A 24,565-nucleotide genomic window follows, 5' to 3' on the forward strand; every position below is an offset into this window, starting at 1 on the left:
GTTCACAATGTTATCCACAGCCTGTTAATAATTCAGCGGATAAACAGAGATATTCACAACGAAAACAATATAATCATAGCAAAAGAAGGCTTGTTTTTCAATGAGATCTCGGCTTTTATCCACAAATTCAATAACTTGTGCATAATTCTCATTCACACCACTACATATTGTTTATAATTTGTTTAAAATTCGACAGACAGCTGCAAAATCTCAAAAAAAATATTCACAGCTTATTCGGATCTCTCCTCAATCTTCGAGTTTCGGCTGTGAATAATTCAACCATCGAGGATAGAGAGCAAGTTCTGGCTATTATATAGAAAATAAAAATCCGACCGCCCAAAGGGACGATCGGATTCGTTTTTGTATGGATGTCAGAGCGTCTTTACTGCTCAGATTGTTGTTGCTGTTGCTGCTGGAACTTGGCAATCGCCTCGTATTCTTCCTCCAGCTTTCGCGAGATGCGGATGTAGATGGGCAGCAGCTGCTTATAAATCGCCGCATGCTCCGGGTTTGGCGAATGCTCATGGGTGCCGCCAACCATATCTTTGACGACTTCAAAGGAGTCAATCTCGCCTAAAGCATACAGACCGAGTACTACAGCCCCTAAGCAGGAGCTTTCAAAGCTCTCCGGAATGACGACCTGCTGGTCGAAAATATCAGCCATCATTTGCCGCCATAATGGGGAGCGGGCGAAGCCGCCTGTGGCTTGAATTTTCTGAGGACGACCGATTTGTTCCTCCATCGCCAGGAGCACGGTGTAGAGGTTGTAAATGACACCCTCCAGCACGGCGCGGATCATATGCTCCTTCTGATGATGCAGCGTCAGCCCGAAGAAGGAGCCGCGGGCATGAGGGTTCCAGAGCGGCGCCCGTTCGCCGGCCAGGTAAGGGTGGAAGAGCAGGCCGTCTGAACCCGGAGCGACGCGTTCACCGATTTTGGTCAGCACGTCGTACGGGCTGATCCCAAGCCGTTTCGCCGTTTCAACCTCAGAAGCGGCGAATTCGTCCCGCACCCAGCGGAAGATGACGCCGCCGTTGTTGACCGGACCCCCGATCACCCAATGCTGATCCGTCAGCGCGTAGCAGAAGATTCGGCCCTTGGGATCGGTTCTCGGCCGGTCGACCACGGTGCGAATTGCCCCGCTGGTGCCGATCGTGACGGCGACAACGCCGGGGTCGATGGCATCGACCCCGAGATTGGACAGGACGCCGTCACTGGCGCCGATGACGAAGCGAGTGGAGGGAGCGAGTCCCATGGCATTGGCGTAGTCAGGCGCCAGGCCTTGCAGGACGTGTGTCGTCGGCACGAGCTTGGACAGATGCTCCGGCGTAATGCCGGCCACCTGCAGCGCTTCTTCGTCCCAATCTAAGCGTTCGAGGTTCAATAATCCAGTGGCCGATGCAATGGAATAATCGACGACGTACTCCCCAAACAACTTAAGGAAAACATATTCCTTAATCGATACGAATTTGCGAGCCTTTGCAAAAATGTCAGCCTTCTCATGGCGCAGCCAAAGCAGCTTCGTGAGCGGAGACATCGGATGAACTGGCGTGCCGGTGCGCAAATATATCTCGTGTCCGCCCAGCTCATTCTTCAGCTTCTCCGACCAATCCGCACTGCGATTGTCCGCCCAGGTGAGACAGCGCATCAGCGGTTTGCCCTCACTATCCAGCGGGATGACGCTGTGCATCGCCGAGCTGAAGGAAACGAATCCGATTTGTTCGGGAGCGATGCCGCCGGTTTTCATGACCTTGCCTACCGCGGCGATCACGGCCGCAAAAATCTCTTCCGGATCCTGCTCCGCCACGGCGGCGGAAGGGGTATACAGCGGATACTCCTCATTGGCCGTAGTGATCACTTGGCCGCTGCGTTCGTATAATACCGCCTTCGTGCTGGTCGTTCCGATATCGAGGCCGATCATATGTGTAACGGTACCCATAACCTACCTTCTCTCTATTTCATATTTTCGTATTTCCATTGTAATGAGGTTTACCTTAGAAAATAAAGCTCAACACGAGGATTAGCAACAATCCTGCAACGGACAGGAGCGTTTCCATGACGGTCCAAGATTTGAGAGTTTGCGGTACCGACATATTAAAGAACTCCTTCACCATCCAGAACCCGGCATCGTTTACGTGGGAGAGTACGATTGACCCTGCACCGGTAGCAAGTACGGCTAACTCGACGTTGGCTCCAGGGGTCATCGCCAGCACAGGCGCGACAATGCCCGCTGCCGTTGTCATGGCGACCGTGGCCGAACCGGTAGCGACACGGATCAAAGCTGCCACGAACCAAGAGAAGAGAATCAGGTTCACGTGTGCACCGGTGGCGATTTCTGCAATGGCTTCGCCGACGCCGCTGTTGATCAGCACCTGCTTAAATGCACCGCCGGCACCGATAATTAACACGATCCCGGCGATCGGTGCCAGACATTCGCTTGTGAATTTGGAGAGATCCTGTTTGCTGAATCCGCGGCTGTAGCCGAGGGAGAAGAAGGAGAATACAACTGCGATCAGCAGCGCCATGATCTCGTGTCCGATAAATTCACAGAACAGCGTGATCGGATGCGTAGCCTCCGGATCGAGGATATCAGCAATCGAGCCAATTTAACATGAGAATGACCGGCAGCAAAATGGTAAACAGCGTAATCCCAAATCCCGGCAGCTTGCGATCCCCTTTGACAGCGAATTGCTCCGCTAACTCGGCCGGAGGTTCCAGCACAATCCGTTTACCGATATATTTACCGAACAGAGGACCGGATACGATCGCTACCGGGAGGCCGATTAGAATTGAATACAACAGCGTTTTGCCGAGATTTGCGCCATAAGCATCAATGGCGATCATCGGCGCGGGGTGCGGCGGGACGAGTCCGTGTACAGTGGACAGACCCGCTAAGATCGGGATACCGATTTGAAGCAGGGACATTTTTGTTTTCTTAGCAACGGTAAAAACAATTGGAATCAGCAGAATAACACCAACTTCAAAAAATACCGGGATGCCAACGATAAAACCAACGAGCATCATCGCCCAGTGCACCCGTTTCTCGCCAAATCGGTCAACCAGCGTGGTGGCAATGCGTTCTGCGCCGCCGGATTCGGCCATCATTTTTCCCAGCATCGTACCGAGACCAATGACGATGGCGATCGTGCCGAGCGTTCCACCGAGACCACTTGTGATGGAGCTGACCACGTCCAGCGGCTTCATCCCCGCCAGAAGTCCAAGCAGCAAGGCGGAGATCAGCAGTGTCACGAAGGGATTCCATTTATATTTGGAGATCAACACGATCAAAAAAACGATGGTGAGCAGCGTCCAAAATAAGAGCGTAGCGTTATGGTTCATACCAAACAGGGTGTCCAAAGGAATTCCTCCTCTTTTGGGTCATCTTGATGCGATTAAGTTCAGCGCTTTCATAAATGATCGTGCTGGAAATGTTCTTAGTATGATCAGAACCAGCGAAATTTGATTATTGTATACTTGTCGACAACAAAATAGGCACAAAGGGCCGATAGGCCGCTTCGGTTAGTTATTGTGGAAGGCTCGTATGCAGCGTGCGGTGGGAGTCAGCGAAGTATTCTTCCACGTTCCGTGCGATAATCCCGGGGTCACGGGATTCCAATCCCTGCAGCAGCTTGCGATGTTTGCCGATCACATAGTTAATTTTGTCATCGTCTTGTGACAACACCTCACGCGTTGTAATCAGCATCACCGTCATGACAATGTGGCGGATGCTGGTCCATAGATGCATGATACGCGTATGGTTAGCGCCAGCGATAATCGTTTCGTGAAAACAGAGATCCTGGTAAGCAAATTCCGCGATATCCCGGTGTTTGCCGGCAAGCTCCATTTTGTCGATGATTTGCGCGAGCGGGGCGAGCAGCGCTTCCGGATTCTCGGCCACCTGTTTCGAGGCGAAGCTTTCGATCAGATAACGAACATCGTATAATTCGTCGACGTCTTTAAGGCTGAGGCCGTTTACCACCACCCCCATGCGCTGAAGGTTGATCAGCCCTTCATTAGAGAGCGTTTTCAGTGCTTCGCGAACCGGGGAACGGCTCGTGCCGAAATCCGCGGCGATGCGGTTCTCGGACAGAACGGTGCCCGGTTTGATCGTACCGCTAATGATCTGCAGGCGAAGCTCCGCGGCGATTGACTCACCCAGCGAGCTGCCTTTTAACCAAGAAGAAGGGTATTGCATGCGATATTTCTCCTATCTAAGGGATATGATCCCGCTTAATGATCGTGAAGTTTTAAATACTTCGATCATAGCATGAAAATCGTAAAGATGGGGGAAACTCGCGCTAGGTTTCAGCAATTTTTCAGCAGTTATTTCGCAGATTCGACCGCGTGGCCGCCAAATTCGTTGCGCAGCGCTGCAACAACCTTGCCGTGGAAAGTGTCCTCCTGGAGTGAACGATAACGCATAAATAGGGACATGGCGATCACCGGCGCATTCGCTTGCAAATCCAGCGCGGTTTCCACTGTCCATTTGCCTTCACCGGAGGAGTGCATCACACCGCGAATGCCTTCCAGTTTCGGATCCTTGGCGAAAGCACTTTGCGTCAGTTCCATCAACCAACTGCGGATCACCGAACCGTTCGACCATACGCGGGCAACTTGCTCGAAATCGTAGTTGTACTGGCTTTTGTCCAGCAATTCGAAGCCTTCGGCGATCGCTTGCATCATGCCGTACTCGATTCCGTTATGGACCATTTTGAGGAAATGACCGCTGCCGGATGGTCCTGTATACAGATAACCTCCGGATACAGCGATGTCTTGGAAGACCGGCTCAACCAGACGGAAGGCTTCCTCCTCGCCGCCAATCATAAAGCAGCCGCCTTGGTGCGCACCTTCTACGCCGCCGGAAGTTCCAACATCCAGGAAGCGAATCCCGTGCTCCGCCAGTTGCTGAGCAAGTTCCAGCGAATTTTTATAATGTGAATTTCCTCCGTCGATGACAACGTCGCCTGCATCTAACAATGGTGTTAATTGGTCCACAACCGATTGCAGCGGGGCACCGGCTGGGACCATCACCCAAACGACCCGCGGTGCTTCTAATGATTTTACGAGCTCCTCCAGACTGGCAGCGGGAACCGCGCCTTTCTCAGCGGCGTTTGCTACGGACTGGGAATTCATATCGTAGGCCACGACGTTATGTCCATGCTCCAGCAGGTTTAGAACGAGATGGAAGCCCATTTTTCCAAGCCCAACCATACCTAATTTCATCTATAAAACACCTCGCAATTCTCTTTTGTATACTTGTATACAACTTACAATTTGAATATACTCCGATTCGATTCGGCTGTAAACCATAATTATGAAAGCGTTTTGGCGAGAACTTGAAGGATTAATGATGAAAATACTTTTCCACATGTGAATAACTTCTATGCGAAAAAAAATCTTAGTCAGGCCTGTGGAAAACTGTGCGGATTGAAGTTCAAAAACGAAAGCTGTGGATTGTGTATAACGGAAAAGAAAAAGGGAGGAAGGGGAAGTTCGGTTGACTTTTCCCAGGCGTTGTGGTTAAATGTATGAAGGCATTTTCTGTGGATATGAAAATGGGTAACATAAAGATAATGATGATATTCCTGTAAGGGGGTGCGATAGATGAAACCAACTTTCAAACCGAATGTGAGCAAACGTAAAAAGGTTCACGGATTCCGTAAAAGAATGAGCACGAAAAACGGCCGCAAGGTTCTCGCTGCTCGTCGTCTCAAAGGCAGAAAAGTACTGAGTGCGTAAAGCGTGCGTAAGGACCACCGCGGTGGTCTTTTTTTTTATATATTTGTACCTTGTGCGATCATTACGGCAATTTGGTCTATACTATTTAGATAACTGACTTTTGAACCACCTCGAAGTAGAAGTTTGAATCAAGGAGATAGCTCGTGCATAAACAACTTCGTTTGAGAAACCGCGCCGATTTTAACCGGATCTACCGGTTTGGCAAATCCTTTGCGAATCGCCAACTGGTGGTGTATTGGTCGAATAAACCGGAGATTGAACGTTTTCGGCTAGGGGTTTCGGCTAGTAAAAAAATCGGAAATGCCGTCGTTCGCAACCGGATGCGGCGAATGCTGAAGGAGATCGTCCGGCTGCATGAAGCCGAGATTCGCGACCATGTCGACCTGATCTTGATCGTGCGGAACGGGGCTGTCGGAATGGAATATAAGGACCTCGAAAAAAGCGTGCTCCATGTGCTTCGGAAAGCTTCGCTGCTGCGGGATTCCGGGCGTTAGGCAGGCTTGTTTCTTTGTCTCTTCAAATATGTTATGATTTACGTTGAATGGATAGGTTAAGAGAGGGGTTTTGAAGTGTCGCGATTGATGACTAACCGAAGAAGATGGCTTCTTCTCCTTCTGGCGGCCGTGATGGTGGCGGTTCTCGCAGGCTGTGCGCCTTCGAATGCACATCAGGCAACCACGACGGCTGATATGAGGACAAGTGGATCATGGTGGACTTCCAATGTGGTTTACTATTTCTCGCTCGCGTTGGATACGTTTGCAGAATGGTTTAACGGCGCTTATGGGATAGCGATTCTGATTATGGTGCTGATTGTGAGGACCTTGATTCTGCCGCTGACCTTAAAGCAAGTGAAGAGCTCCAAAGCAATGCAGGCCATTCAGCCGCAGCTCCAGAAAATCCGGGAGCAATATAAGGATAATCCGGAGAAACAGCAACAGGAGACAATGAAGCTCTTCCAAGAACACAAGGTGAATCCGATGGCGGGTTGCTTCCCGTTGCTTATTCAAATGCCGGTGTTCATTGCGCTGTATAACTCGATTTACTACAACTCGGCGATCCGAGATCATTCCTTCTTATGGTTGCAACTTGGAGAGCCTGATAAATTATTCATCCTGCCGGCGATCGCTGCGATTACGACGTTTATTCAAACGAAGATGATGTCGAGCATGAACCCGCAAGGGATGCAAGGCCCAATGGCGTTTATGATGTGGGTCTATCCGATTTTGATTTTTGTGATGGCGTACAATTTCGCCGCTGCGTTGCCGTTGTACTGGATCTTCAGTAACCTGTATACGATCGCGCAAAACTACTTTATCTACCGCAAGAAAGATCCAGCTTTGTCCGCAGCTGCCGCTACGGCAGGCGGAGGCAACGGTTCTTCTTCCGGGTCAGGGAAGAAGCGGGGCGGCTCCAATCTAAAAGCCGGTCATCCCGGTAGGGGTGCCAAGGAGGCCAAAAAATCGAAATGAATAAAATTGTGACGTCGGGAAAAACCATTGAAGATGCTGTTAAACAAGGATTGGCCAAGCTCGGCACCACCGAGGATAAAGTCGCCGTGAACGTGTTAGAGCAGCCGTCAAAAGGATTCCTGGGGCTGATTGGGGTGAGGGAAGCGAAGGTTGAGCTGACTTTGCTTGAACCACCTACACCTGCACCTGAACCTGCATCAGTACCTTCCTCAAATAGGACCCCTTCGATGTCTCACTCATCTGCTTCCTTGGTGGAGGAGAAGAGTACGGGCAGCGAGAAGGATCCCTATGCGGAGGCGGCGTCATTCATTCGGGAAGTCGGGGAGAATATGGGCTTGGATGTCAAAGTCGAAATCTCCCATAGCAAAGACCATACCGTGCTTAACATTTCGGGCCAGGATTTAGGTTTAATGATTGGGCGCAGAGGGCAAACCCTCGACGCTCTGCAATATTTGGCGAATATCATCGCTAACCGTTATTCGGACAGCTTTATTCGCATCGTCCTCGACGCGGAGAACTTCCGGGAGCGCCGGAAGAAGACGCTGGAGGACCTTGCCGTCAGATTGGCCGGACGGGTCGTTCGAACGCGTAAAGAGGTTACGCTCGAGCCGATGTCGCCGCAGGAGCGCAAAGTGATTCATTCCAAACTTCAGGATCACCCGGAGGTCAAAACTTATAGTAAAGGTGAAGAGCCCAACCGGAGGGTCGTTATTACTCTGAAGAACAGCAAATGAATGAGACGCAGGTGACGTTTGCTCGGCGTAAGCTGGGGAAGCGTCATTTTTTTTAGGGTGGACTCCTCAACCCTCCCCACCCCTCCCTTACCGTAAGGGAGGGCGCCCGAGGGCCTGCGGCCCTCTGGTCTCCCGCAAAGGGGAAGAACGTAGGAGGTCAAGAGGCGCTCCTGCTCGCTGTCCCCTTCGGGGATGCGCTCTATGTTGGTGCAAGGAACGCTTTTCCCCCCTTCGGGGTACGTCTTACTTGGGGAGCACCTGGGCTACCTGGAAAACCGTGCTGCTCAAAACTGCTGCTTTCAGCTCACCCGAGGAACGTTGAGGTTGAAGTCACTTTTCGCCCCTGCGGGGCCCACCTCTACTTTAGAGCTCCTGCTGGCTGTGAGGGCTCATGCTTAGAAGGGGAGCGAGGAGAGACGGCGGTGTTTTCGGAGGGACTGTGAGCAAGGAGGCGCTGTCTCCTACGGAGATACGCTCACGTTAGCAGGATAATGAGGGCGGATGCTTCGAAGAGGAAACGTAGAGAGACGGCGGCGATCTCGGAGAAACTATGAGCAAGGAGGCGCTGTCTCCTGCGGAGATGCGCTCACGTTGTAGAGGTATGTGGGCGGAAGCTTCGAAGGGGAGAATAGAGAGACTGCGCTGTCTTGAAGGAACTATGAGCAATGTCACGTTGTCTCCTTTGGGATGCGCTTAGGTTTGAGTGGAACCCTAGGGGATACAATGGAAAGACCAGCGCGGAGCTGTTACAATTACGAACTTTCTTATATAACAAAACTACTAGCGAGGTGAAACCCATGCTTAGTGATACAATTGCTGCGATATCGACGGCGGTGGGCGAAAGCGGCATCGCCGTGATTCGCGTTAGCGGGCCGGAGGCGCTCTCCGAAGTGGGGCGGCTATTCCGCTCCAAGACGGCGCTGCCGGAGGCGGAAAGCCATACGGTACACTATGGCTTTATCGTGGACCCGGCGACGGGCGAGAAGCTCGAAGAGGTGCTCGTCAGCGTCTTTCGCGCGCCGCGCTCCTTCACCACGGAAGATGTGGTGGAGATTAGTACGCACGGCGGGATCATCTCTGTTAAGCGCGTGATGGACCTGCTGCTCCAGCAACGCGGGATTCGCCTCGCCGAGCCGGGCGAGTTCACGAAGCGCGCGTTCCTGAACGGGCGGATCGACCTGTCGCAGGCGGAGGCGGTCATCGACCTGATCCGATCCAAGTCGGATCGGGCGTTCTCCGTGGCGCTGAAGCAGGTCGAAGGCCAGCTGTCGCGCCAAATCAGCAAGCTGCGGCACACGTTAATTGAGACGTTGGCGCATATTGAGGTGAACATCGATTATCCGGAGCATGACGTGGAATCGATGACGATGGCGTTTATCAAGGAGAAGTGCGCGGAGGTGTCGGAAGGCATCGACGCGCTGCTGAAGACGGCGAACCAGGGCAAGATTCTGCGCGAGGGGATTACGACGGCGATCGTCGGCCGCCCGAATGTCGGCAAATCCTCGCTCATGAACGCCCTGGCGCGCGAAAATAAAGCGATCGTCACTGACATCCCGGGCACAACCCGGGACGTGATCGAAGAATATGTGACGATCAATAATATTCCGCTGAAGCTGCTCGACACGGCGGGGATCCGCGAGACGATGGACGTCGTCGAGCAGATCGGCGTGGAGCGCTCCAAAGCGGCGGTGAGCGAAGCGGACCTGATCCTGCTCGTACTCAACAGCGCCGAAGCGCTGCATGAGGACGAGATTGCCTTAATGGAGCAACTGCAGGGGCGGTCCACGATCGTGCTTTTAAATAAGATTGATTTACCGCAGCAGTTGGATCGAGAGGTGGTCCGGCGTTATTTTTCCGAGGAATCGATTGTCGAGTTGTCGGTCAAAACGGAGGAAGGGCTGGATCATCTGGAGGACGCCATTGCCCGGATGTTCTTTGGCGGGGAGCTGGAGTCCAATGATTTGACGTATGTCAGCAACGTGCGGCATATCGCTTTGCTGAAGAAGGCCAAGCAATCGCTGGCAGATGCCTATGAAGCGGCGGACAGCGGCATTCCGATCGATATTTTGCAGATCGATGTTCGGCTGGCGTGGGAGCAATTAGGTGAAGTGATTGGCGATTCGGCGCCGGATGCGTTGATTGATCAGATTTTTTCGCAATTTTGTTTGGGGAAATAAAGAGGTCTTTCGTATCAGCAGCGCCTGTTCATGGTATGATGATACGGATAGCGTTTTGAATGGTGCAAGGTAAAGGAGGTTGACGATAGATGGGTTACGCTGCCGGAAATTATGAGGTGATCGTGGTTGGCGCCGGGCACGCGGGCTGTGAAGCCGCATTGGCTGCAGCGCGGATGGGCTGTCGGACGCTGATGGTCACGATCAATTTAGATATGGTTGCTTTTATGCCGTGCAATCCTTCGATTGGAGGTCCGGCTAAAGGCCACGTCGTCCGTGAAATTGATGCCTTGGGCGGCGAAATGGGCCGTAACATTGACAAGACGTTCATCCAAATGCGGATGCTTAATACCGGGAAAGGCCCGGCCGTTCATGCGCTGCGCGCGCAGGCGGATAAATTCTTGTATCAGCACGCGATGAAGGAAACGTTGGAGAAGGAGCCTAATCTAACGATGCTCCAAGGGATGGTCGAGGAGCTCATCGTGGAGGACGGCCAGTGTGTGGGCGTCATTACGAAGACCGGCGCAGAGTATCGTGCGAAAGCGGTAGTACTGACGACCGGTACGTATTTGCGCGGGAAAATCATTATGGGCGAGCTGATGTACGAAAGTGGTCCAAACAATCAGCAACCTTCGGTACATTTGGCGCAAAACTTGAAGGACCTGGGCTTTGAGCTCGTTCGCTTCAAGACGGGAACGCCGCCGCGGGTGCATAAGGATTCGATTGATTTCTCGCAAACCGAGATTCAGCCGGGGGACGAGAAGCCGAAGTTTTTTTCCTATGAGACTAAAAGTTCGGACAATGAACAACTGCCCTGCTGGCTGACGTATACTTCCGAGGAAACTCATAAAATTATTACAGATAACTTGCATCGCGCACCGATGTTCTCAGGGGTTATTGAAGGCACAGGGCCTCGCTACTGTCCTTCCATCGAGGACAAAATCGTACGTTTCAGCGATAAGCCAAAGCATCAGATATTCCTGGAGCCGGAAGGCAAAAACACGTCGGAATACTACGTACAAGGCTTCTCCACCAGCATGCCGGAAGAAGTTCAACTGCAGATGCTGCGTTCGGTTCCTGGCTTGCAAAATGTGCAAATGATGCGGACCGGTTATGCGATTGAATATGATGCGGTAGTGCCAACGCAGCTGTGGCCTTCGCTGGAGACGAAGCGATTGCCGGGGTTGTTCACGGCGGGGCAAATCAACGGTACGTCCGGTTATGAGGAAGCGGCGGGACAAGGCATCATGGCCGGGATTAATGCTGCGCGCAAGGTGCAAGGCAAAGAGCCGATTGTGCTTGATCGTTCGCAAGGCTACATTGGCGTGTTGATCGATGATTTGGTGACCAAGGGAACCAATGAGCCATACCGTTTGCTGACTTCACGGGCAGAATATCGGTTGCTGCTCCGCCACGATAACGCCGATTTGCGTTTGACGCCGCTAGGTTATGAAATTGGATTGATTTCGGAAGAGCGGTATGCTCGGTTTTTGGATAAGAAGCAGAAGGTCGAGCAGGAGATTGAACGGTTGAAGGCGACAAAGATTCGCCCGTCTGAAATCAATCCGCTGCTGGAGTCGATTGGTTCTGCCCCCATTCAGGACGGAAGCAATTTGCTGACGATTTTGCGCCGTCCGGAAGTGACGTATGCGCATATCGCTTCGATTTCTCCATCTGAGGTTGAGCTGGATGAGGAAATGCAGGAGCAGGTTGAGATCCAAATCAAGTATGCCGGTTATATCGAGAAGCAATTGATTCACGTTGAAAGATTACAAAAAATGGAAAAGAAAAAGATCCCTGAAAATATCAACTATGACGATATTCAAGGCCTGGCCATTGAGGCGCGGCAAAAGCTGTCCAAAATCCGCCCGATCTCCATTGGGCAAGCTTCGCGGATTTCAGGGGTTACGCCTGCGGACATTTCCATTTTGTTGGTGTATTTAGAGCATTATAACCGGGTCACGGCTGCGGGAGGGTAACTATTGGATTCGATACAAGCCCAGTTTTGCTCGCTGCTCCAGGAACATGGCATTGCGGTGTCGGAGGAGCAGCTCAAGCAATTTGAACGTTATTATGAAGAACTAGTTTCCTGGAACGAAAAAATGAACCTCACCGGGATCACCGAACGGGATCAGGTTTATATCAAGCATTTTTATGATTCGATTAGCCTGGCTTTTCATGTCCCGATGGGGGAGATCGAATCCATGGCGGATATCGGTTCTGGCGCCGGGTTTCCCGGCATTCCTCTAAAAATTTGTTTTCCGCATCTACAGCTCACGATCGTAGATTCGTTAAACAAACGGATTCAGTTCTTGCAGCATGTGGTGGATGAATTAGGGTTGTCCCAGGTGCGTCTGCTTCATGGACGTGCAGAGGATTTAGGACGCCAGGAAAACCTTCGTGATGCCTTCGATTTGGTTACCGCCCGGGCGGTGGCTCGTATGGCGATTCTTAATGAGTTCTGTTTACCATTTGCGAAACCAGGCGGCTTATTCGTGGCGATGAAGGGGAGTAATCCAGAGGATGAAGTGAAGGAAGCGGCCCGAAGTTTATCCGAACTGAACGGGAAATGGGTCAGCACGCCTGCATTTTCTCTTCCATTGGAAAACTCTGAACGTCATTTGGTGCTGATCCAAAAAACCGCTCCTACGCCAAAGAAATATCCGCGAAAACCAGGAATACCAGCGAAAACGCCGTTGGTTTAAATGATTATAGATGTATCCCCCTTAGCAAAATGTTCCACGTGAAACATCGCTAAGGGGGCTTTTTGTCCGTTTGCAGGCCTATCCTATTTCTTTTCTATAACTTATCTAAATTAGAGAATAGGATTATAGAGGAAAAAGTGGTAGAATAGATATATCGGGTTGGTTGAGGGTTGGATGGACGTGTTGAAGCCACGGTTTATTTGGTGGACAAACCCTTAACGAACGTGCATTTCGTTTAGAGCAATGTCATCCAACGGGGATGATCCGTAAGGCTTAGCCTTATGTCACTTTGAAATTAGGTGGTAATCGACGGAATGAAAGAACAATTTTCTAAATTGTTTGGGCTAACCGAACGAAATAGCGGAGATGAAGTGAGACAAATTCCGGTGGGGGAAATTGTCGGCAGTCCTTATCAGCCGCGGACGATCTTTGACGACGAGAAAATCGATGAACTCTGCCAAACGATCCGTACTCATGGCGTGATTCAACCAATTGTCGTACGGTATCGGAATGATAAGTATGAGATCATTGCCGGAGAGCGTCGCTGGCGTGCCGTCAAAAAGCTGGGCCTAGAGTCCATTCCTGCGATCTTGCGCGATTTCAATGATTCGCAAGCCGCGTCTATTGCTTTGATCGAGAACCTCCAACGGGAAGGGCTGACTTCGATTGAGGAGGCGATGGCTTACCAAAACTTGATCGATTTGCATCAATTGACGCAAGAGAGCTTGGCTCAACGTCTTGGGAAGAGCCAATCCACGATCGCCAATAAGATCAGGCTGCTTCAGCTTCCAGATGAGGTAAAGAATGCGCTGATGGAACGGAAGATTACAGAGCGTCATGCGCGTGCTTTGCTATCCTTGGACTCGGAAGAGCTGCAACTGAAGGTGTTGGGTGAAATCATCAGCAAAGAGCTGAATGTAAAACAGACAGAAGCCCGCATTGCCTTTTATAAGGAAGTAGCTAAAAACAAAAAGTCTCCTTCGAGACGAATCTCCTTTACTAAGGATGTTCGATTGGCTCTTAATACGATTCGCCAGTCGATTGATATGGTTACAGGTTCGGGTTTGCAAATTAAAACGGAAGAGAAGGATCATGAGGATCATTATGAAATTGTGATTCAGATCCCGAAACGTTCATAAACTCGCTCGCTGACCCTAACCGCGAGGTTCTGGTCAGCTTCTTTTTCGGTCTTTCTTGAATAGTTGTGAACATGCGATTGCTGAACTATCTATGCACATGTGGATAATGATTATCCTTATGTACATGGGGTGGATATATCGGTTCATAGCTGCTCATCTCTCGATATCGACCGGCAGGTGTATTCACCACGCATTGCTATAGGTCTTTTTGTAGCTGCAGCCTAGAATGCGTACATGAGTACTACAAAGAGATTCTTCTATTATATTGAGGTGAACTGGATTGTCTAAAATCATCGCCATAGCGAACCAAAAAGGGGGCGTCGGTAAGACGACGACTTCTGTCAATTTGGGAGCGGGATTAGCTGCCATCGGAAAGAAAGTACTGCTGATCGATATTGACCCCCAAGGGAATACGACAAGTGGTGTTGGCATTAATAAAGCGGATGTTGCGAATTGCATTTATGATGTACTCATTAACGAGGTTCATCCAAAAGATGCAATTGAACATACGGAGATTGAAAATTTGCATATCATCCCGGCTACGATTCAACTCGCTGGGGCTGAAATCGAATTGGTTCCCACCATTTCGCGCGAAGTCAGACTTAAGAAATCGTTACAACCGATTCGGAACTTATACGATTATATTTTGATTGATTGCCCGCCTTCGCTAGGAATTCTTACCATTAACTCCTTGACCGCCGCTGATTCCGTTCTCATTCCTATTCAGTGCGAATATTACGCTTTGGAAGGACTTAGCCAACTATTAAACACGGTGAGATTGGTTCAAAAGCATTTAAATACTTCGCTGCAAATCGAAGGGGTCTTACTAACGATGTTTGATGCCCGGACAAATCTGGGTATTCAAGTCATTGAAGAGGTTAAGAAGTACTTCCAGCAGAAGGTTTATAAAACTGTGATTCCACGTAATGTGCGTTTAAGTGAAGCGCCGTCCCATGGTCAATCCATTATTACGTATGACCCTCGTTCGAAGGGTGCGGAAGTATATCTTGAGTTGGCAAAGGAAGTGGTATCTTATGAGTAAACGATTGGGCAAAGGATTGGATGCTCTGATCCCGGCACTGTCTATTCAGGAAGATGATAAGGTTATAGAGATCCCACTTAACCAACTACGTGCCAACCCGTATCAACCACGCAAGACCTTTGATGAGGAGGCTATACGGGAATTGGCCGAATCGATTCGGCAACATGGGGTTATTCAGCCAATTATTGTACGCAGCGTACTTAAAGGTTATGAAATTATCGCAGGGGAGCGCCGGTTCCGTGCTTCACAATATTGCGGTAATACAACCATCCCGGCGGTTGTTCGGAGTTTTTCAGACCAACAGGTTATGGAAATTGCGCTAATCGAGAACCTGCAGCGTGAAAATTTGAACGCGATGGAAGTGGCGGTAGCGTACCAAGGGCTGATGGATCAATTCCAGCTCACACAGGAAGAGCTTTCGTTGAAGGTAGGAAAGTCTCGTTCTCATATCGCGAACTTTTTGCGATTGCTTTCCTTGCCGGACGAAGTGAAGGAATATGTTTCACGTGGAACATTATCGATGGGACATGCCCGAGCTTTGGTTGGGTTGAAGGATCCAGACATAATTAAGCAGTTGGCTCAGCAATGTATCGATCATGAATGGAGCGTTCGTGATCTGGAGAATGCGGTGCAACAACTGGATCGCAAAAAGCAGGAAAAACCAAAACCGGCTGGAAAGAAACGGGACCCTTATATCGAAGAAGTGGAAGAGAGTCTGCGTGAACGGTACAAGACGACAGTCAAAATTAAAGCGAATAAAGATAAAGGGAAAATCGAAATTAACTATTACAGCCAACAGGATCTGCAACGGCTGCTCGATATGTTAACTTCGGGATAAATGAAATGACATATCCAACTTTTGGATAGCTCCTAAAGTGGGGGCTACAGAAGGAGGGTATGTCATTTCTTGGTCTGGCATTCGATTGAACTGGAATGAATGGTGAGGTTGAAACTCTAATCCAAACTTACACCAATATCCTAAGGAGGGAATGTGTTTGCGTGAGGGAAAATCCATTATCTATTTGGATCATGCGGCGACATCTTGGCCAAAACCTCCTAGGGTAGGAGAAGTGATGTTGGAAATACTAAACGGACCAGCTGCTAATGCAGGACGAGGGAATCATGGGATGGCGCTCCAAGCAGGAAGGGTGTTGTACAAAACGCGTGTCAAGCTGGCCCAGCTATTTGGAGTCTCCAATCCCAATGATATTGTGTTAACCTCCAGCACAACTTCGGCTTTGAACTTAGCCATTAAAGGATGGCTAAAACCAGGGGATCATGTGGTGGCGACCACCGTTGAACATAATTCGGTAAGACGTCCTCTTGAGTTTTTGAAGCGGACTTCAGGCATCGAAGTAGATTATGCTGAGGTGGATGCTTACGGTCGATTAGATTTGGAGCAGGTGGAGAAACTTTTTCGCCCTCACACACGTTTACTTGTATGCTCTCATAGTTCGAACTTGTTGGGATGTATTTTACCGGTTCAAGCTTTAAGCCAGATAGCTCATGCACACGGAGCGATTTTATTGGTGGATGCTGCGCAAACGGCAGGGTGCTATCCGGTGAATGTTCAGGAAATGGGGATTGACTTGCTTGCCTTTCCAGGGCATAAAGGGTTGCTTGGTCCACAGGGGACTGGGGGATTATACATCCGCTCGGATCTTGATCTAGAACCGCTAATGCATGGGGGAACAGGCAGTCAATCCGAAGAACTTGAACAGCCGTCGGTACGTCCTGACCGGTATGAAGCTGGCACGGTGAATACGCCCGGGATTGCCGGGTTAGGTGCTGGCGTGGAAACCGTGCTGGAACGTGGTGTGGAGCAGATTCATCGTCACGAGTGGGAGTTAACCCAATTTTTAATGAAGGAACTGTATGAGGTTCCTGGTGTTCGTCTGATCGGTCCAGAGATCGGTCAGCCTCGAACGGGTATCGTATCGTTTACAATCGAAGGACGAGATGCCTCGGAGGTCGCCTTTGTGCTGGATCGGGAATATGGCATCGCAGTTCGTGCAGGATATCACTGCACGCCGTTAGGCCATCAAACGGCCGGCACACTGGAAGGCGGAGCCGTTCGCGCCAGTGTAGGTTATCTGACGACCGAGGCAGATCTTCAGAAGTTAGTGGATGCAATTCATAAGTTGATGAACTGATCTCAAGCACAGAGGAGTAGAAAGTCGCATGCGGGAATGGAATGATCTCATCTTTGAGCAACTAGTCTGGATCGTTGGAGGTTTCGTTCTCCTGATCCTTTGGATGTTGATCTGGAATTTGATTCAGGGAAGTAAGCTTCGTAAGATGAAACGAAGATACGAACTGATGATGAAAGGTGCCGGCGTACAAGACCTGGAGACCTTGCTCATCGATTTAAAAATGCAGCAGGACAAAATCGAAGATGTCCAGGAAGAACAGAAGCAGCAACTCACACAAATTCAAAAGTGGATGCCTATGCAAAAATCAAAAATCGGAATCAAACGCTACAATGCTTTCGGTGAAAAGGGGAACGACTTGAGCTTCTCCATTGCGATCATTAATGATCAGCAAGATGGCGTAGTCCTAACGGGCCTGTACAACCGCGATGGTTCATTTGTATATGCTAAGGGCTTGGAAAAAGGGGAGTCACCGCATGCGCTCTCTCCGGAAGAACGGGAAGCTATAGCTCTTGCCGGGCTAAAGAAATAGAACCCTGAGTCCACTCTTTGATCGCGGTATACAAGCATTTTGATATAATTTCTGAAAGACGCATAACTAGACTGAGACGTGTGTTCTGCAAAACAAAGTATTCCATGAAGCCGCCGACATTGACGATGCCCGTAAGATGGATATCGCCGACCGGCGGTAATTCTTTATTTACCCCTGCGCCAGGACGGAGGGGGCCTTGCACTACTTGAATCGATCCAACGCTGGATGTTTGACCGAGGCAGGCGTCTATGCTGATGATATAAGGGTCAGGGAATCGGGCGTGGATTTCATCTAACGTTTCTTTTAGATTCATAGCATGTACAGGCTCATCGAGAGTACCGTAGAGGTGAAAGTATGGGCAGCGATACTTTGCCAACGCGCTGCCAACCAGAGGGCCTAAGCAATCTCCGGTGGAACGATCGGTCCCGATGCAGACGACAACGATGTCTTGTCCTGGGGTAACCTGTCCAAAATGCAGAAGCAACCGGTGAATGATGGCCGAATGAATGCCGGGTTCGGTATGAGGGATTTTTAAATAAGGAATTTCTTGTCCTGGAATGGTCGGTTGAATCTGTGACATGGAATCTTCCTTTCCGCTGAAGATCAAGTGCGTATCCGCACTTTAAAGATTTAGTAGATAGTATATGGAAGAAATGCGTATTATATACTCGTACCAAAGTCTTAATGAGTAAAAAGGAGAGGAATCTGAGTGGAAGAGGAATGGTTGGTGATGGCGTTTGATTCAACCCAGCAGGCACTGCGTGCAGAGATGCTGCTGGAGTACGCTGAGGTAGAGATCGATTTGTTTCCTACCCCCAAAGAAATCACGGCAGGATGTGCGTTATCGATTCGTTTTCCGCAAATGTCGTTAGACGTGGTGAAACAAATCATCACTTCGGAATCCGTAGAGATTCGAGGGATTTACTCCCACGACGGGATGAGCTATCATAGCATCAAGCTTTAGAGCATTGCAGTTTTTGACTCATATCTCATATATTGATGAAACTCACAAAGGATTGATAGATATGCTGCTGGCGAATGAATCGGAAGTGATCCAGGATGCGGCCGAAACGGTGACCACTTGGAAGGATAAATTATGGAATTGGTTTACAGATATGGATATGTGGACGGATGTGCTTTTTTCAGGGATTAAAATCATTTTAATTTTTGTCCTTACCCGATTGTTTGTTCGAATTTTATTTCGAATAATCGATCGATCGTTGCAGAAGAGGGAGAAAAGCCGGTTACATATGAACCCGCGACGGTTAGTTACCGTTGGCGAACTACTCAAGAATGTCACCACCATCACCAGCAATTTTATTATGGTTATGTTAGTGTTGGGGGAGATTGGGTTTGATCTGGCACCGCTGCTGGCGGGTGCCGGAGTTCTTGGCTTGGCGATTGGTTTTGGTGCTCAAAGCATGGTGAAGGATGTAATTACCGGCTTTTTTATCATTCTGGAGGATCAGTTTGCTGTCGGCGACGTCATTCAAACCGGAAGTCTGAAGGGAACGGTGGAGATGATTGGACTGCGCTCCACACGGCTGGTAAGCTGGACGGGGGAGGTTCACATCATCCCGAACGGAATGATAACGAACGTAACGAACTATTCCGTGGGGACCGCATTAGCGGTGGTTGACTTGCCGTTTAGCAACTCCAGGAAGCTGGAGGACAGCGTAGAGCTGCTGAAAAGGGCTATGCAGCGCCTGAAAGGAGAGCAGGAGGAGATCCCTCAAGTTCCGAATGTACTGGGCATTCAGTCGTTAACTTCGAGCGAATATGTTATTCGAATTGCGGTGGAGTGTGCGCCAGCCATTCGATCGGAAGTGGAGCGCCAGATTCAGGCGTATGCCAAAGAAGCCCTGGAGCAAGAAGAGATGGAGAACCAGCGAGGGCGTGCATAGATCTAAGGTTCGCTTCAATTTATTGGGATTTAATTAAAAATTTAAGAATAGATCGGGGGAATGTGTGATGGAGCGGAAATCCTTTCAATTAGGCGATATCGTACAGATGAAGAAAAACCATCCTTGCGGGAGCAATGAAATGGAAATTATTCGGATGGGCATGGATATCCGCATTAAATGCGTTGGCTGCAAACACAGCGTGTTGGTGCCTCGGGCCAAGTTCGAGAAAAATATGCGTAAGGTGCTTCGGTCCGCTGCTCCAACACCCGATAATATGGCGTCGGATGAGCAATTACCTTCTGGGGAATAAGTAATTTATGAGATGAAGGATCCTCTCTATTGCATTTCGGATGAATTCATGGTACAATCATTCTTGCTGTGGAGAGGTACCCAAGAGGCCCAAGGGGGTTGACTCGAAATCAACTAGGCGTCGCAAGGCGTGCGTGGGTTCGAATCCCACCCTCTCCGCCATTTAATAACTCAACAGATGATGATAAGGCCTTCTACGTGATGAACGTAGAGGGCCTTTTTTGTTTTCTAAGAATGGATTGTCCCATAGGACTTTGTGACATGAAAGCTTAGTACCGGTTCAGAATCAGGTTGGTTTTAAGGGAATCGGCATGAACGAGCCAACCTTTCGCTTCCAGCGTGTTCATCAGCTTGGTTCGATTTAATGCAGCTTCGCCGTAGCTGTCCGTCTTAAAGGAGATCTCGATCAAATTCTCCATACCTGTACCGTCTTCGGTTCGAATTGGCATGACTTCGATATTCGTTTCAAGACCGTTAAATTCACCTTCATATTTACTGACGATTACTGGGCCATGGGCGCGGGAGCTTTTTAGCATGTCTTTCCCCCAGCCGGACCCATTAGTATTTTTAAGCTTACCCGGAATGTTGTCTACCAGCATGTTCAATACTTTGCTCTCTGACGGGATGGTAAGTCCCTTGGATGCAGATTCTTCTTTATCATTTGAGAAGCTCAGCGTCTGCTTGCTGTAGCCCCAGTCTACTTCAGCCTCATAGTTATCATCAGAGGAATCAAAGCCGGCTTGATTCGCTGCGGTAAGTGCGGCGTTGATGTCCCCGTTTGTTACGGTGAATCTTTTCTTATAGGTCAGTTCGTATTTCTTCTTGTCTTCCTTCTTGCGGAATCTGACATTCCAGCCTGAGCCGTTCAAATCCTGCGCATGGGTGTCAAAATACTCCACGAGCTGTTGATCAGCAGGACTTGTGATGTGAAATTCGCTGGTTACGGAGCTTTGCAGAGAGCCGTCGGCGTTTAGCACTTTCCCGGCATCCAGCAGGAATTTTACTTCGTAAGAAGGGACAGCGTTGGAAGCTGCCTGGACATCCGTTGCGGTTTGCCAGCCTGTCAGCAGAACAGCCGCAGTTAATGCGGTAGCAGTCATAGATTTGACAATCTTAGCTTTGATATTCATGATTTTCACTCCTTTTTAAAGTGGGGAATGCCTACAGACTTCACTTTAAAGAGGTTGTATAAGGATGATGTCAAAGCTGTTTTATGTTCTGGTAAAAAAAAGAAACATTTTCTTTAGGGCATCCAAGATTTATTGCTGGTCAGGATTTAGGCATTGAGACAGATGGGCGGTAAACTTGCGCAGCAGTGCAGAAGGATGGCGGTTTCGGTTAGTAGCCATATAGACGTAACGTTTGGCCTCATTGTCGGGTATCTTTCTCATTTGCAGTAGTCCGCGTTGTACCTCATCCTCAACTGACATTCGAGAAACGAAAGAAACATACTTGCCAAGCATCACCGCTTGTTTAATGGCTTCCAGAGAATCAAGCTCCAGTGAGAAGGGAAGACGCAGGCGGTTGCTTTCAAGCCATTTTTCCGCAAAGCGGCGGGTGCTGGACTCCATACCGTGCAAAATAAAGGGGGAAGAAGCAATTTGATCCGCAGTGGGTTCAGGCTGTGCGGCCAGAACATGATCTGGCGATAAGATCAGCACCAAGTCGTCTTCGCAGATGGCTTCCGTTTGCAGTTCCGCCGATATAAAAGGTTCCGTTGAAATAATACCTAAGTCAATTTGGTGTTTCTCAAGCATTTCCCGGATCACCGGCGCTGGTTTGACGGACAAGGAGATGTGTATACCAGGATATTCATTGGAGAAACGATGAATCATTACGGGCAGAAGATAAGTGGCCGGCACGTAGCTGGCCCCGATCTGGAGATGGCCCTTTCTTAGGGCATCAAACTCGATAACAGCTCGCTGCGCTTCGGAAGCCAAGGCCCCGATTTTAATAGCGTAATGGTGCAGGGCATAACCCGCGTCTGTCAAAATGATTTTCCCCATACGAGTATCAAACAGCTTTACACCGAAATCCCTCTCCATATTTTTCATGTGAAAAGTAACCGTTGGTTGTTTAAGGTCTAAGATCTCAGCCACGGTTGTAATCTTGTTGTATTTCTCAAGCAGTTCGACGATTCGCAGCTTGAGCAGATTTAGATTCATGATCTCCATTTAACCTCACAATCCCTTCCTTTTGTACGGGCCCATGTCTATATATTTAATCTATGAATGTTAAAACAAATCATTGAAAAAATTAATTTTGCATTTACATTGCTATAACACAGGTATTGAAATCGGTAGGTAAACTAAGGAATGTAAGCGGCATGGCGCCGTTTACCAGTTAACTGGGCAAGGAAGGGAACCTAATGGATTTATATATTAAAGGGTTGGAAAAGCGTTTTGGCTCTACAACTGCTTTATACCCCACTGATTTGAAGGTTAGGCAAGGCCGGTTTACTACTTTGCTTGGTCCTTCGGGTTGTGGGAAAACAACGCTGCTACGAATGATCGCTGGATTAGAAACCCCGGATCAGGGCTTGATCTCTTTTGGTGATGAAGTTTTGTATGACGGACCGGGAAGCAAGGTGACACCGCCGCATAAACGCGGATTCGGTATGGTTTTTCAGGATTTTGCCTTATGGCCGCACATGACGGTGTTTGAAAATGTAGCCTTTGGTCTGCGGACAAGTCGGCAGACGAATGGACTTCGCAAAACGGTATTGGAAGCATTGGAGAAGGTTAAGTTGGGCGGCATGGAACAGCGGTACCCACATCAGTTGTCTGGCGGACAGCAGCAACGGGTCGCTTTTGCCCGGGCGGTGGCCGTGCGTCCCCGTCTTGTCTTGTTCGACGAACCGCTGAGCGCGCTGGATGCCGTACTTCGTGAAGAGATGCGTGTTGAAATGATGGCGCTCGTTAGAGACTTGGGCCTGACAGCCCTTTATGTCACACACGATCAGATTGAAGCCATGTCGATGTCCGACGAGGTTGTGGTGATGAATGCAGGACGCATTTTGCAGACCGGTTCACCGGAGGAGGTGTACGGAAAGCCAGCAGATCCGTTTGTGGCCCGATTTATCGGCAAATCCAACTGGTTAAGGCATTCTAGCCAACCAGGCTCGCATTTGGAGCTGGCATCCGGAACTCAGTCTGCTGCAACTGCAATGTTCAGACCGGAGCACCTCTTTTGGGAGCAGGATCGAGAAGGGAGCCGCCAGTCTTATGAGGTGGAGGTCCTGCAGGTTAGTTACATGGGGGATCGGTATGAGATGCACATTCAAGCTGAGGGACAGGAGGTTTGGACGGCTTATCATCACAGCCGAATTCCGGTAGGAAGCCGTTTAAATGTATACCTGCCAAAGGGCCGGGTTACAAGTTTCTTGGAGATTGATCAGGCTAACCAAGGTAGTGGGAATATCAAAGTCGGCAGTTTGAATAGCGCCGCAAAAGTCGTAGGGATAGGCTACGGCAAAAGCCCAGCTATCGCTGGGAAATAAGGGATAACAGTATAAATCAAGGGGGAAAAGAAACATGGCGAATCACATTCCTAACAAGAAAAAGGGTAAATGGGGGACAGGCAGCGCGCTTGCTCTAATGCTCACTTTCGGCTTAGCCTTGACGGGCTGCGGCAGTAACACAACTTCAGGGGGAGCAGCTAGTTCGAACAATGGCAATTCTGCTTCGACCAATACCGCATCAACGGTTGCTTCTGCACCGGCCTCTAATGAAAGCAACAGTACTTCCGATTCAGCAGATAAGAAACTGACGGTGTACACAGCAGGGCCGGAAGGTTTGGCAACAAAACTGATTGAAGGTTATCAATCGAAAACCGGAGTAAAGGTTGAGGTATTCCAAGGCACGACCGGTAAAATTTTAGCCCGGCTGGAGGCTGAGAAGTCTAACCCGGTGGCGGATGTTGTGATCTTGGCTTCTCTTCCATCTGCACAAGGCTTGAAGCAGGAAGGATTAACGCTCCCTTATCCGGAAGCCGTAAATGCTGATAAGCTGAATCCGGATTGGTCCGACGCTGAAGGCAATTACTTTAGCACAAGTGCATCAGCGCTGGGCATCGCTTATAACACCAATCTGGTGAAGACCCCGCCAACATCATGGGAAGATCTAGCCAAACCTGAATTCAAAGACCAAGTAAACATCCCTGATCCGTCGTTGTCCGGTTCTGCGCTCGACTTTATGACCGGTTACCTGAGTGTTAAAGGAGACAGCGGTTGGTCCTTGTTCGAGGACTACAAGAAGAATGGCGTCGCTATGGCCGGAGCTAACCAGGAAGCATTGGATCCGGTTATTACGGGGGCTAAAGGCATCGTAGCTGCTGCGGTTGACTACATGACCTACAAGGCGAAAGCAAAAGGCGAACCGGTTGACATCGTGTATCCGAAGGAAGGGACCGTTATCAGCCCGCGTCCTGCACTCATTCTGAAATCAACTCAGCATGAAGCCAATGCCAAAGCATTTATTGATTACCTGTTGTCGGATGAAGCTCAAAAAATGGTTTCCGATGCAGCCCTTCTGCCGGGACGTACGGATATCAAAGCGGAAAACCGGGCCAATCTGGATGAAATTGGACAGTATCAAGTGGACTGGAATTGGATGAACGAGAACGGCGCAGACATCACTGAAAAATTTACACAGCTGTTCAAATAAAATG

23 protein-coding genes, 1 tRNA gene and 1 pseudogene are annotated in these 24,565 nt (G+C 49.5%); 18 read left to right on the plus strand and 7 right to left on the minus strand.

The features are described from left to right. Positions 1–382: 382 nt before the first annotated feature. The 4 genes and pseudogenes from gntK to gnd all read right to left on the minus strand — a co-directional run bounded on the left by gntK (position 383) and on the right by gnd (position 5,223). Complete coding sequence (gene gntK / locus RW092_RS10570) at positions 383–1,939, minus strand: gluconokinase (protein WP_316010187.1); 1,557 nt, start codon at positions 1,937–1,939, stop codon at positions 383–385. Between the two features lie 55 nt (positions 1,940–1,994). Beyond that, positions 1,995–3,357 (minus strand): annotated as a pseudogene (locus RW092_RS10575) (GntP family permease). A gap of 166 nt (positions 3,358–3,523) precedes the next feature. Then, entirely contained in the window at positions 3,524–4,195 is a 672-nt protein-coding gene (locus tag RW092_RS10580; protein ID WP_028540075.1) for a GntR family transcriptional regulator, read from the minus strand. Positions 4,196–4,323: 128 nt separating this feature from the next. Beyond that, on the minus strand, positions 4,324–5,223 hold the full coding sequence (gene gnd / locus RW092_RS10585; protein ID WP_028540074.1) for a phosphogluconate dehydrogenase (NAD(+)-dependent, decarboxylating): 900 nt from the start codon (positions 5,221–5,223) through the stop codon (positions 4,324–4,326). Between the two features lie 381 nt (positions 5,224–5,604). Between gnd and rpmH the strand changes: the two genes are divergently transcribed. From rpmH to RW092_RS10645, 12 genes are all read left to right on the plus strand, one after another. After that, on the plus strand, positions 5,605–5,739 hold the full coding sequence (rpmH, locus tag RW092_RS10590; protein WP_009223341.1) for a 50S ribosomal protein L34: 135 nt from the start codon (positions 5,605–5,607) through the stop codon (positions 5,737–5,739). A gap of 143 nt (positions 5,740–5,882) precedes the next feature. Further along, complete coding sequence (gene rnpA / locus RW092_RS10595; RefSeq protein ID WP_009223342.1) at positions 5,883–6,233, plus strand: ribonuclease P protein component; 351 nt, start codon at positions 5,883–5,885, stop codon at positions 6,231–6,233. A gap of 75 nt (positions 6,234–6,308) precedes the next feature. Then, positions 6,309–7,208: a YidC/Oxa1 family membrane protein insertase gene (locus RW092_RS10600; RefSeq protein WP_028539975.1), complete on the plus strand. Its 900-nt coding sequence runs from the start codon at positions 6,309–6,311 to the stop codon at positions 7,206–7,208. Further along, the gene (jag, locus tag RW092_RS10605; protein ID WP_316010188.1) at positions 7,205–7,942 is read left to right on the plus strand and encodes an RNA-binding cell elongation regulator Jag/EloR; all 738 of its coding nucleotides are present in this window, start codon (positions 7,205–7,207) and stop codon (positions 7,940–7,942) included. Before RW092_RS10600 ends, jag begins: the two co-directional genes overlap by 4 nt. 797 nt (positions 7,943–8,739) lie before the next feature. Further along, entirely contained in the window at positions 8,740–10,119 is a 1,380-nt protein-coding gene (mnmE, locus tag RW092_RS10610) for a tRNA uridine-5-carboxymethylaminomethyl(34) synthesis GTPase MnmE (RefSeq protein WP_316010189.1), read from the plus strand. 89 nt (positions 10,120–10,208) lie between these two features. Then, positions 10,209–12,095: a tRNA uridine-5-carboxymethylaminomethyl(34) synthesis enzyme MnmG gene (gene mnmG / locus RW092_RS10615; RefSeq protein ID WP_316010190.1), complete on the plus strand. Its 1,887-nt coding sequence runs from the start codon at positions 10,209–10,211 to the stop codon at positions 12,093–12,095. A gap of 3 nt (positions 12,096–12,098) precedes the next feature. Continuing rightward, positions 12,099–12,821 carry a 16S rRNA (guanine(527)-N(7))-methyltransferase RsmG gene (gene rsmG / locus RW092_RS10620; protein WP_316010191.1) on the plus strand — a complete coding sequence of 241 codons (723 nt, stop codon included), beginning with the start codon at positions 12,099–12,101 and terminating at the stop codon, positions 12,819–12,821. 314 nt (positions 12,822–13,135) lie between these two features. After that, positions 13,136–13,960 (plus strand): nucleoid occlusion protein, encoded by an 825-nt coding sequence (gene noc, locus RW092_RS10625; RefSeq protein ID WP_016314583.1) that lies wholly within the window; start codon positions 13,136–13,138, stop codon positions 13,958–13,960. Positions 13,961–14,240: 280 nt separating this feature from the next. After that, positions 14,241–15,002, plus strand: coding sequence for a ParA family protein (locus tag RW092_RS10630; RefSeq protein WP_016314582.1), 762 nt, complete (start codon positions 14,241–14,243; stop codon positions 15,000–15,002). Beyond that, complete coding sequence (locus RW092_RS10635; RefSeq protein ID WP_016314581.1) at positions 14,995–15,840, plus strand: ParB/RepB/Spo0J family partition protein; 846 nt, start codon at positions 14,995–14,997, stop codon at positions 15,838–15,840. Before RW092_RS10630 ends, RW092_RS10635 begins: the two co-directional genes overlap by 8 nt. A gap of 151 nt (positions 15,841–15,991) precedes the next feature. Next, the gene (locus tag RW092_RS10640; RefSeq protein WP_085169962.1) at positions 15,992–17,155 is read left to right on the plus strand and encodes an aminotransferase class V-fold PLP-dependent enzyme; all 1,164 of its coding nucleotides are present in this window, start codon (positions 15,992–15,994) and stop codon (positions 17,153–17,155) included. 28 nt (positions 17,156–17,183) lie between these two features. Then, positions 17,184–17,684, plus strand: coding sequence for a DUF4446 family protein (locus RW092_RS10645; protein WP_016314579.1), 501 nt, complete (start codon positions 17,184–17,186; stop codon positions 17,682–17,684). On the opposite strand, the gene yyaC is transcribed toward RW092_RS10645, so the two are convergent. Then, positions 17,656–18,264, minus strand: coding sequence for a spore protease YyaC (gene yyaC, locus RW092_RS10650; RefSeq protein ID WP_016314578.1), 609 nt, complete (start codon positions 18,262–18,264; stop codon positions 17,656–17,658). The genes RW092_RS10645 and yyaC overlap by 29 nt on opposite strands. 150 nt (positions 18,265–18,414) lie before the next feature. Between yyaC and RW092_RS10655 the strand changes: the two genes are divergently transcribed. The 4 genes from RW092_RS10655 (at position 18,415) to RW092_RS10670 (ending at position 20,059) form a co-directional block, all read left to right on the plus strand. Next, positions 18,415–18,648, plus strand: coding sequence for a putative Se/S carrier protein (locus RW092_RS10655; protein WP_036626237.1), 234 nt, complete (start codon positions 18,415–18,417; stop codon positions 18,646–18,648). A gap of 61 nt (positions 18,649–18,709) precedes the next feature. Next, positions 18,710–19,588, plus strand: coding sequence for a mechanosensitive ion channel family protein (locus RW092_RS10660; RefSeq protein WP_036701091.1), 879 nt, complete (start codon positions 18,710–18,712; stop codon positions 19,586–19,588). A gap of 67 nt (positions 19,589–19,655) precedes the next feature. Further along, complete coding sequence (locus RW092_RS10665; protein WP_016314575.1) at positions 19,656–19,898, plus strand: DUF951 domain-containing protein; 243 nt, start codon at positions 19,656–19,658, stop codon at positions 19,896–19,898. Between the two features lie 70 nt (positions 19,899–19,968). Further along, positions 19,969–20,059 (plus strand) — tRNA-Ser (locus RW092_RS10670). A gap of 107 nt (positions 20,060–20,166) precedes the next feature. Here the strand turns inward: RW092_RS10670 and RW092_RS10675 are convergent. Together RW092_RS10675 and RW092_RS10680 are read right to left on the minus strand one after the other, a co-directional pair. Next, complete coding sequence (locus RW092_RS10675) at positions 20,167–21,027, minus strand: hypothetical protein (RefSeq protein WP_028539968.1); 861 nt, start codon at positions 21,025–21,027, stop codon at positions 20,167–20,169. 129 nt (positions 21,028–21,156) lie between these two features. After that, positions 21,157–22,062 (minus strand): LysR substrate-binding domain-containing protein, encoded by a 906-nt coding sequence (locus tag RW092_RS10680; RefSeq protein WP_028539967.1) that lies wholly within the window; start codon positions 22,060–22,062, stop codon positions 21,157–21,159. A gap of 203 nt (positions 22,063–22,265) precedes the next feature. On the opposite strand from RW092_RS10680, the gene RW092_RS10685 reads away from it, so the two are divergent. Next, positions 22,266–23,396, plus strand: a complete 1,131-nt coding sequence (locus tag RW092_RS10685; protein WP_084628936.1) for an ABC transporter ATP-binding protein — start codon at positions 22,266–22,268, stop codon at positions 23,394–23,396. A 34-nt stretch (positions 23,397–23,430) separates the two neighbouring features. After that, entirely contained in the window at positions 23,431–24,561 is a 1,131-nt protein-coding gene (locus RW092_RS10690; RefSeq protein WP_085169961.1) for an ABC transporter substrate-binding protein, read from the plus strand. The last annotated feature ends 4 nt before the right edge of the window (positions 24,562–24,565 follow it).

The sequence above is a fragment of the Paenibacillus sp. 3LSP genome (assembly GCF_032465655.1).
GTDB classification, from domain to species: domain Bacteria; phylum Bacillota; class Bacilli; order Paenibacillales; family Paenibacillaceae; genus Fontibacillus; species Fontibacillus barengoltzii.

Bases quoted from the DNA above. Each gene is read 5' to 3' on its own strand.
- noc (WP_016314583.1), top strand. From the start codon at position 13,136: ATGAAAGAACAATTTTCTAAATTGTTTGGGCTAACCGAACGAAATAGC.
- RW092_RS10680 (WP_028539967.1), bottom strand. From the start codon at position 22,062: ATGAATCTAAATCTGCTCAAGCTGCGAATCGTCGAACTGCTTGAGAAA.
- RW092_RS10660 (WP_036701091.1), top strand. From the start codon at position 18,710: ATGCTGCTGGCGAATGAATCGGAAGTGATCCAGGATGCGGCCGAAACG.
- jag (WP_316010188.1), top strand. From the start codon at position 7,205: ATGAATAAAATTGTGACGTCGGGAAAAACCATTGAAGATGCTGTTAAA.
- RW092_RS10645 (WP_016314579.1), top strand. From the start codon at position 17,184: ATGCGGGAATGGAATGATCTCATCTTTGAGCAACTAGTCTGGATCGTT.
- mnmG (WP_316010190.1), top strand. From the start codon at position 10,209: ATGGGTTACGCTGCCGGAAATTATGAGGTGATCGTGGTTGGCGCCGGG.
- gntK (WP_316010187.1), bottom strand. From the start codon at position 1,939: ATGGGTACCGTTACACATATGATCGGCCTCGATATCGGAACGACCAGC.
- RW092_RS10675 (WP_028539968.1), bottom strand. From the start codon at position 21,027: ATGAATATCAAAGCTAAGATTGTCAAATCTATGACTGCTACCGCATTA.
- RW092_RS10655 (WP_036626237.1), top strand. From the start codon at position 18,415: ATGGCGTTTGATTCAACCCAGCAGGCACTGCGTGCAGAGATGCTGCTG.
- RW092_RS10685 (WP_084628936.1), top strand. From the start codon at position 22,266: ATGGATTTATATATTAAAGGGTTGGAAAAGCGTTTTGGCTCTACAACT.
- RW092_RS10640 (WP_085169962.1), top strand. From the start codon at position 15,992: ATGTGTTTGCGTGAGGGAAAATCCATTATCTATTTGGATCATGCGGCG.
- RW092_RS10580 (WP_028540075.1), bottom strand. From the start codon at position 4,195: ATGCAATACCCTTCTTCTTGGTTAAAAGGCAGCTCGCTGGGTGAGTCA.
- mnmE (WP_316010189.1), top strand. From the start codon at position 8,740: ATGCTTAGTGATACAATTGCTGCGATATCGACGGCGGTGGGCGAAAGC.
- RW092_RS10665 (WP_016314575.1), top strand. From the start codon at position 19,656: ATGGAGCGGAAATCCTTTCAATTAGGCGATATCGTACAGATGAAGAAA.
- gnd (WP_028540074.1), bottom strand. From the start codon at position 5,223: ATGAAATTAGGTATGGTTGGGCTTGGAAAAATGGGCTTCCATCTCGTT.
- RW092_RS10635 (WP_016314581.1), top strand. From the start codon at position 14,995: ATGAGTAAACGATTGGGCAAAGGATTGGATGCTCTGATCCCGGCACTG.
- yyaC (WP_016314578.1), bottom strand. From the start codon at position 18,264: ATGTCACAGATTCAACCGACCATTCCAGGACAAGAAATTCCTTATTTA.
- RW092_RS10690 (WP_085169961.1), top strand. From the start codon at position 23,431: ATGGCGAATCACATTCCTAACAAGAAAAAGGGTAAATGGGGGACAGGC.
- rpmH (WP_009223341.1), top strand. From the start codon at position 5,605: ATGAAACCAACTTTCAAACCGAATGTGAGCAAACGTAAAAAGGTTCAC.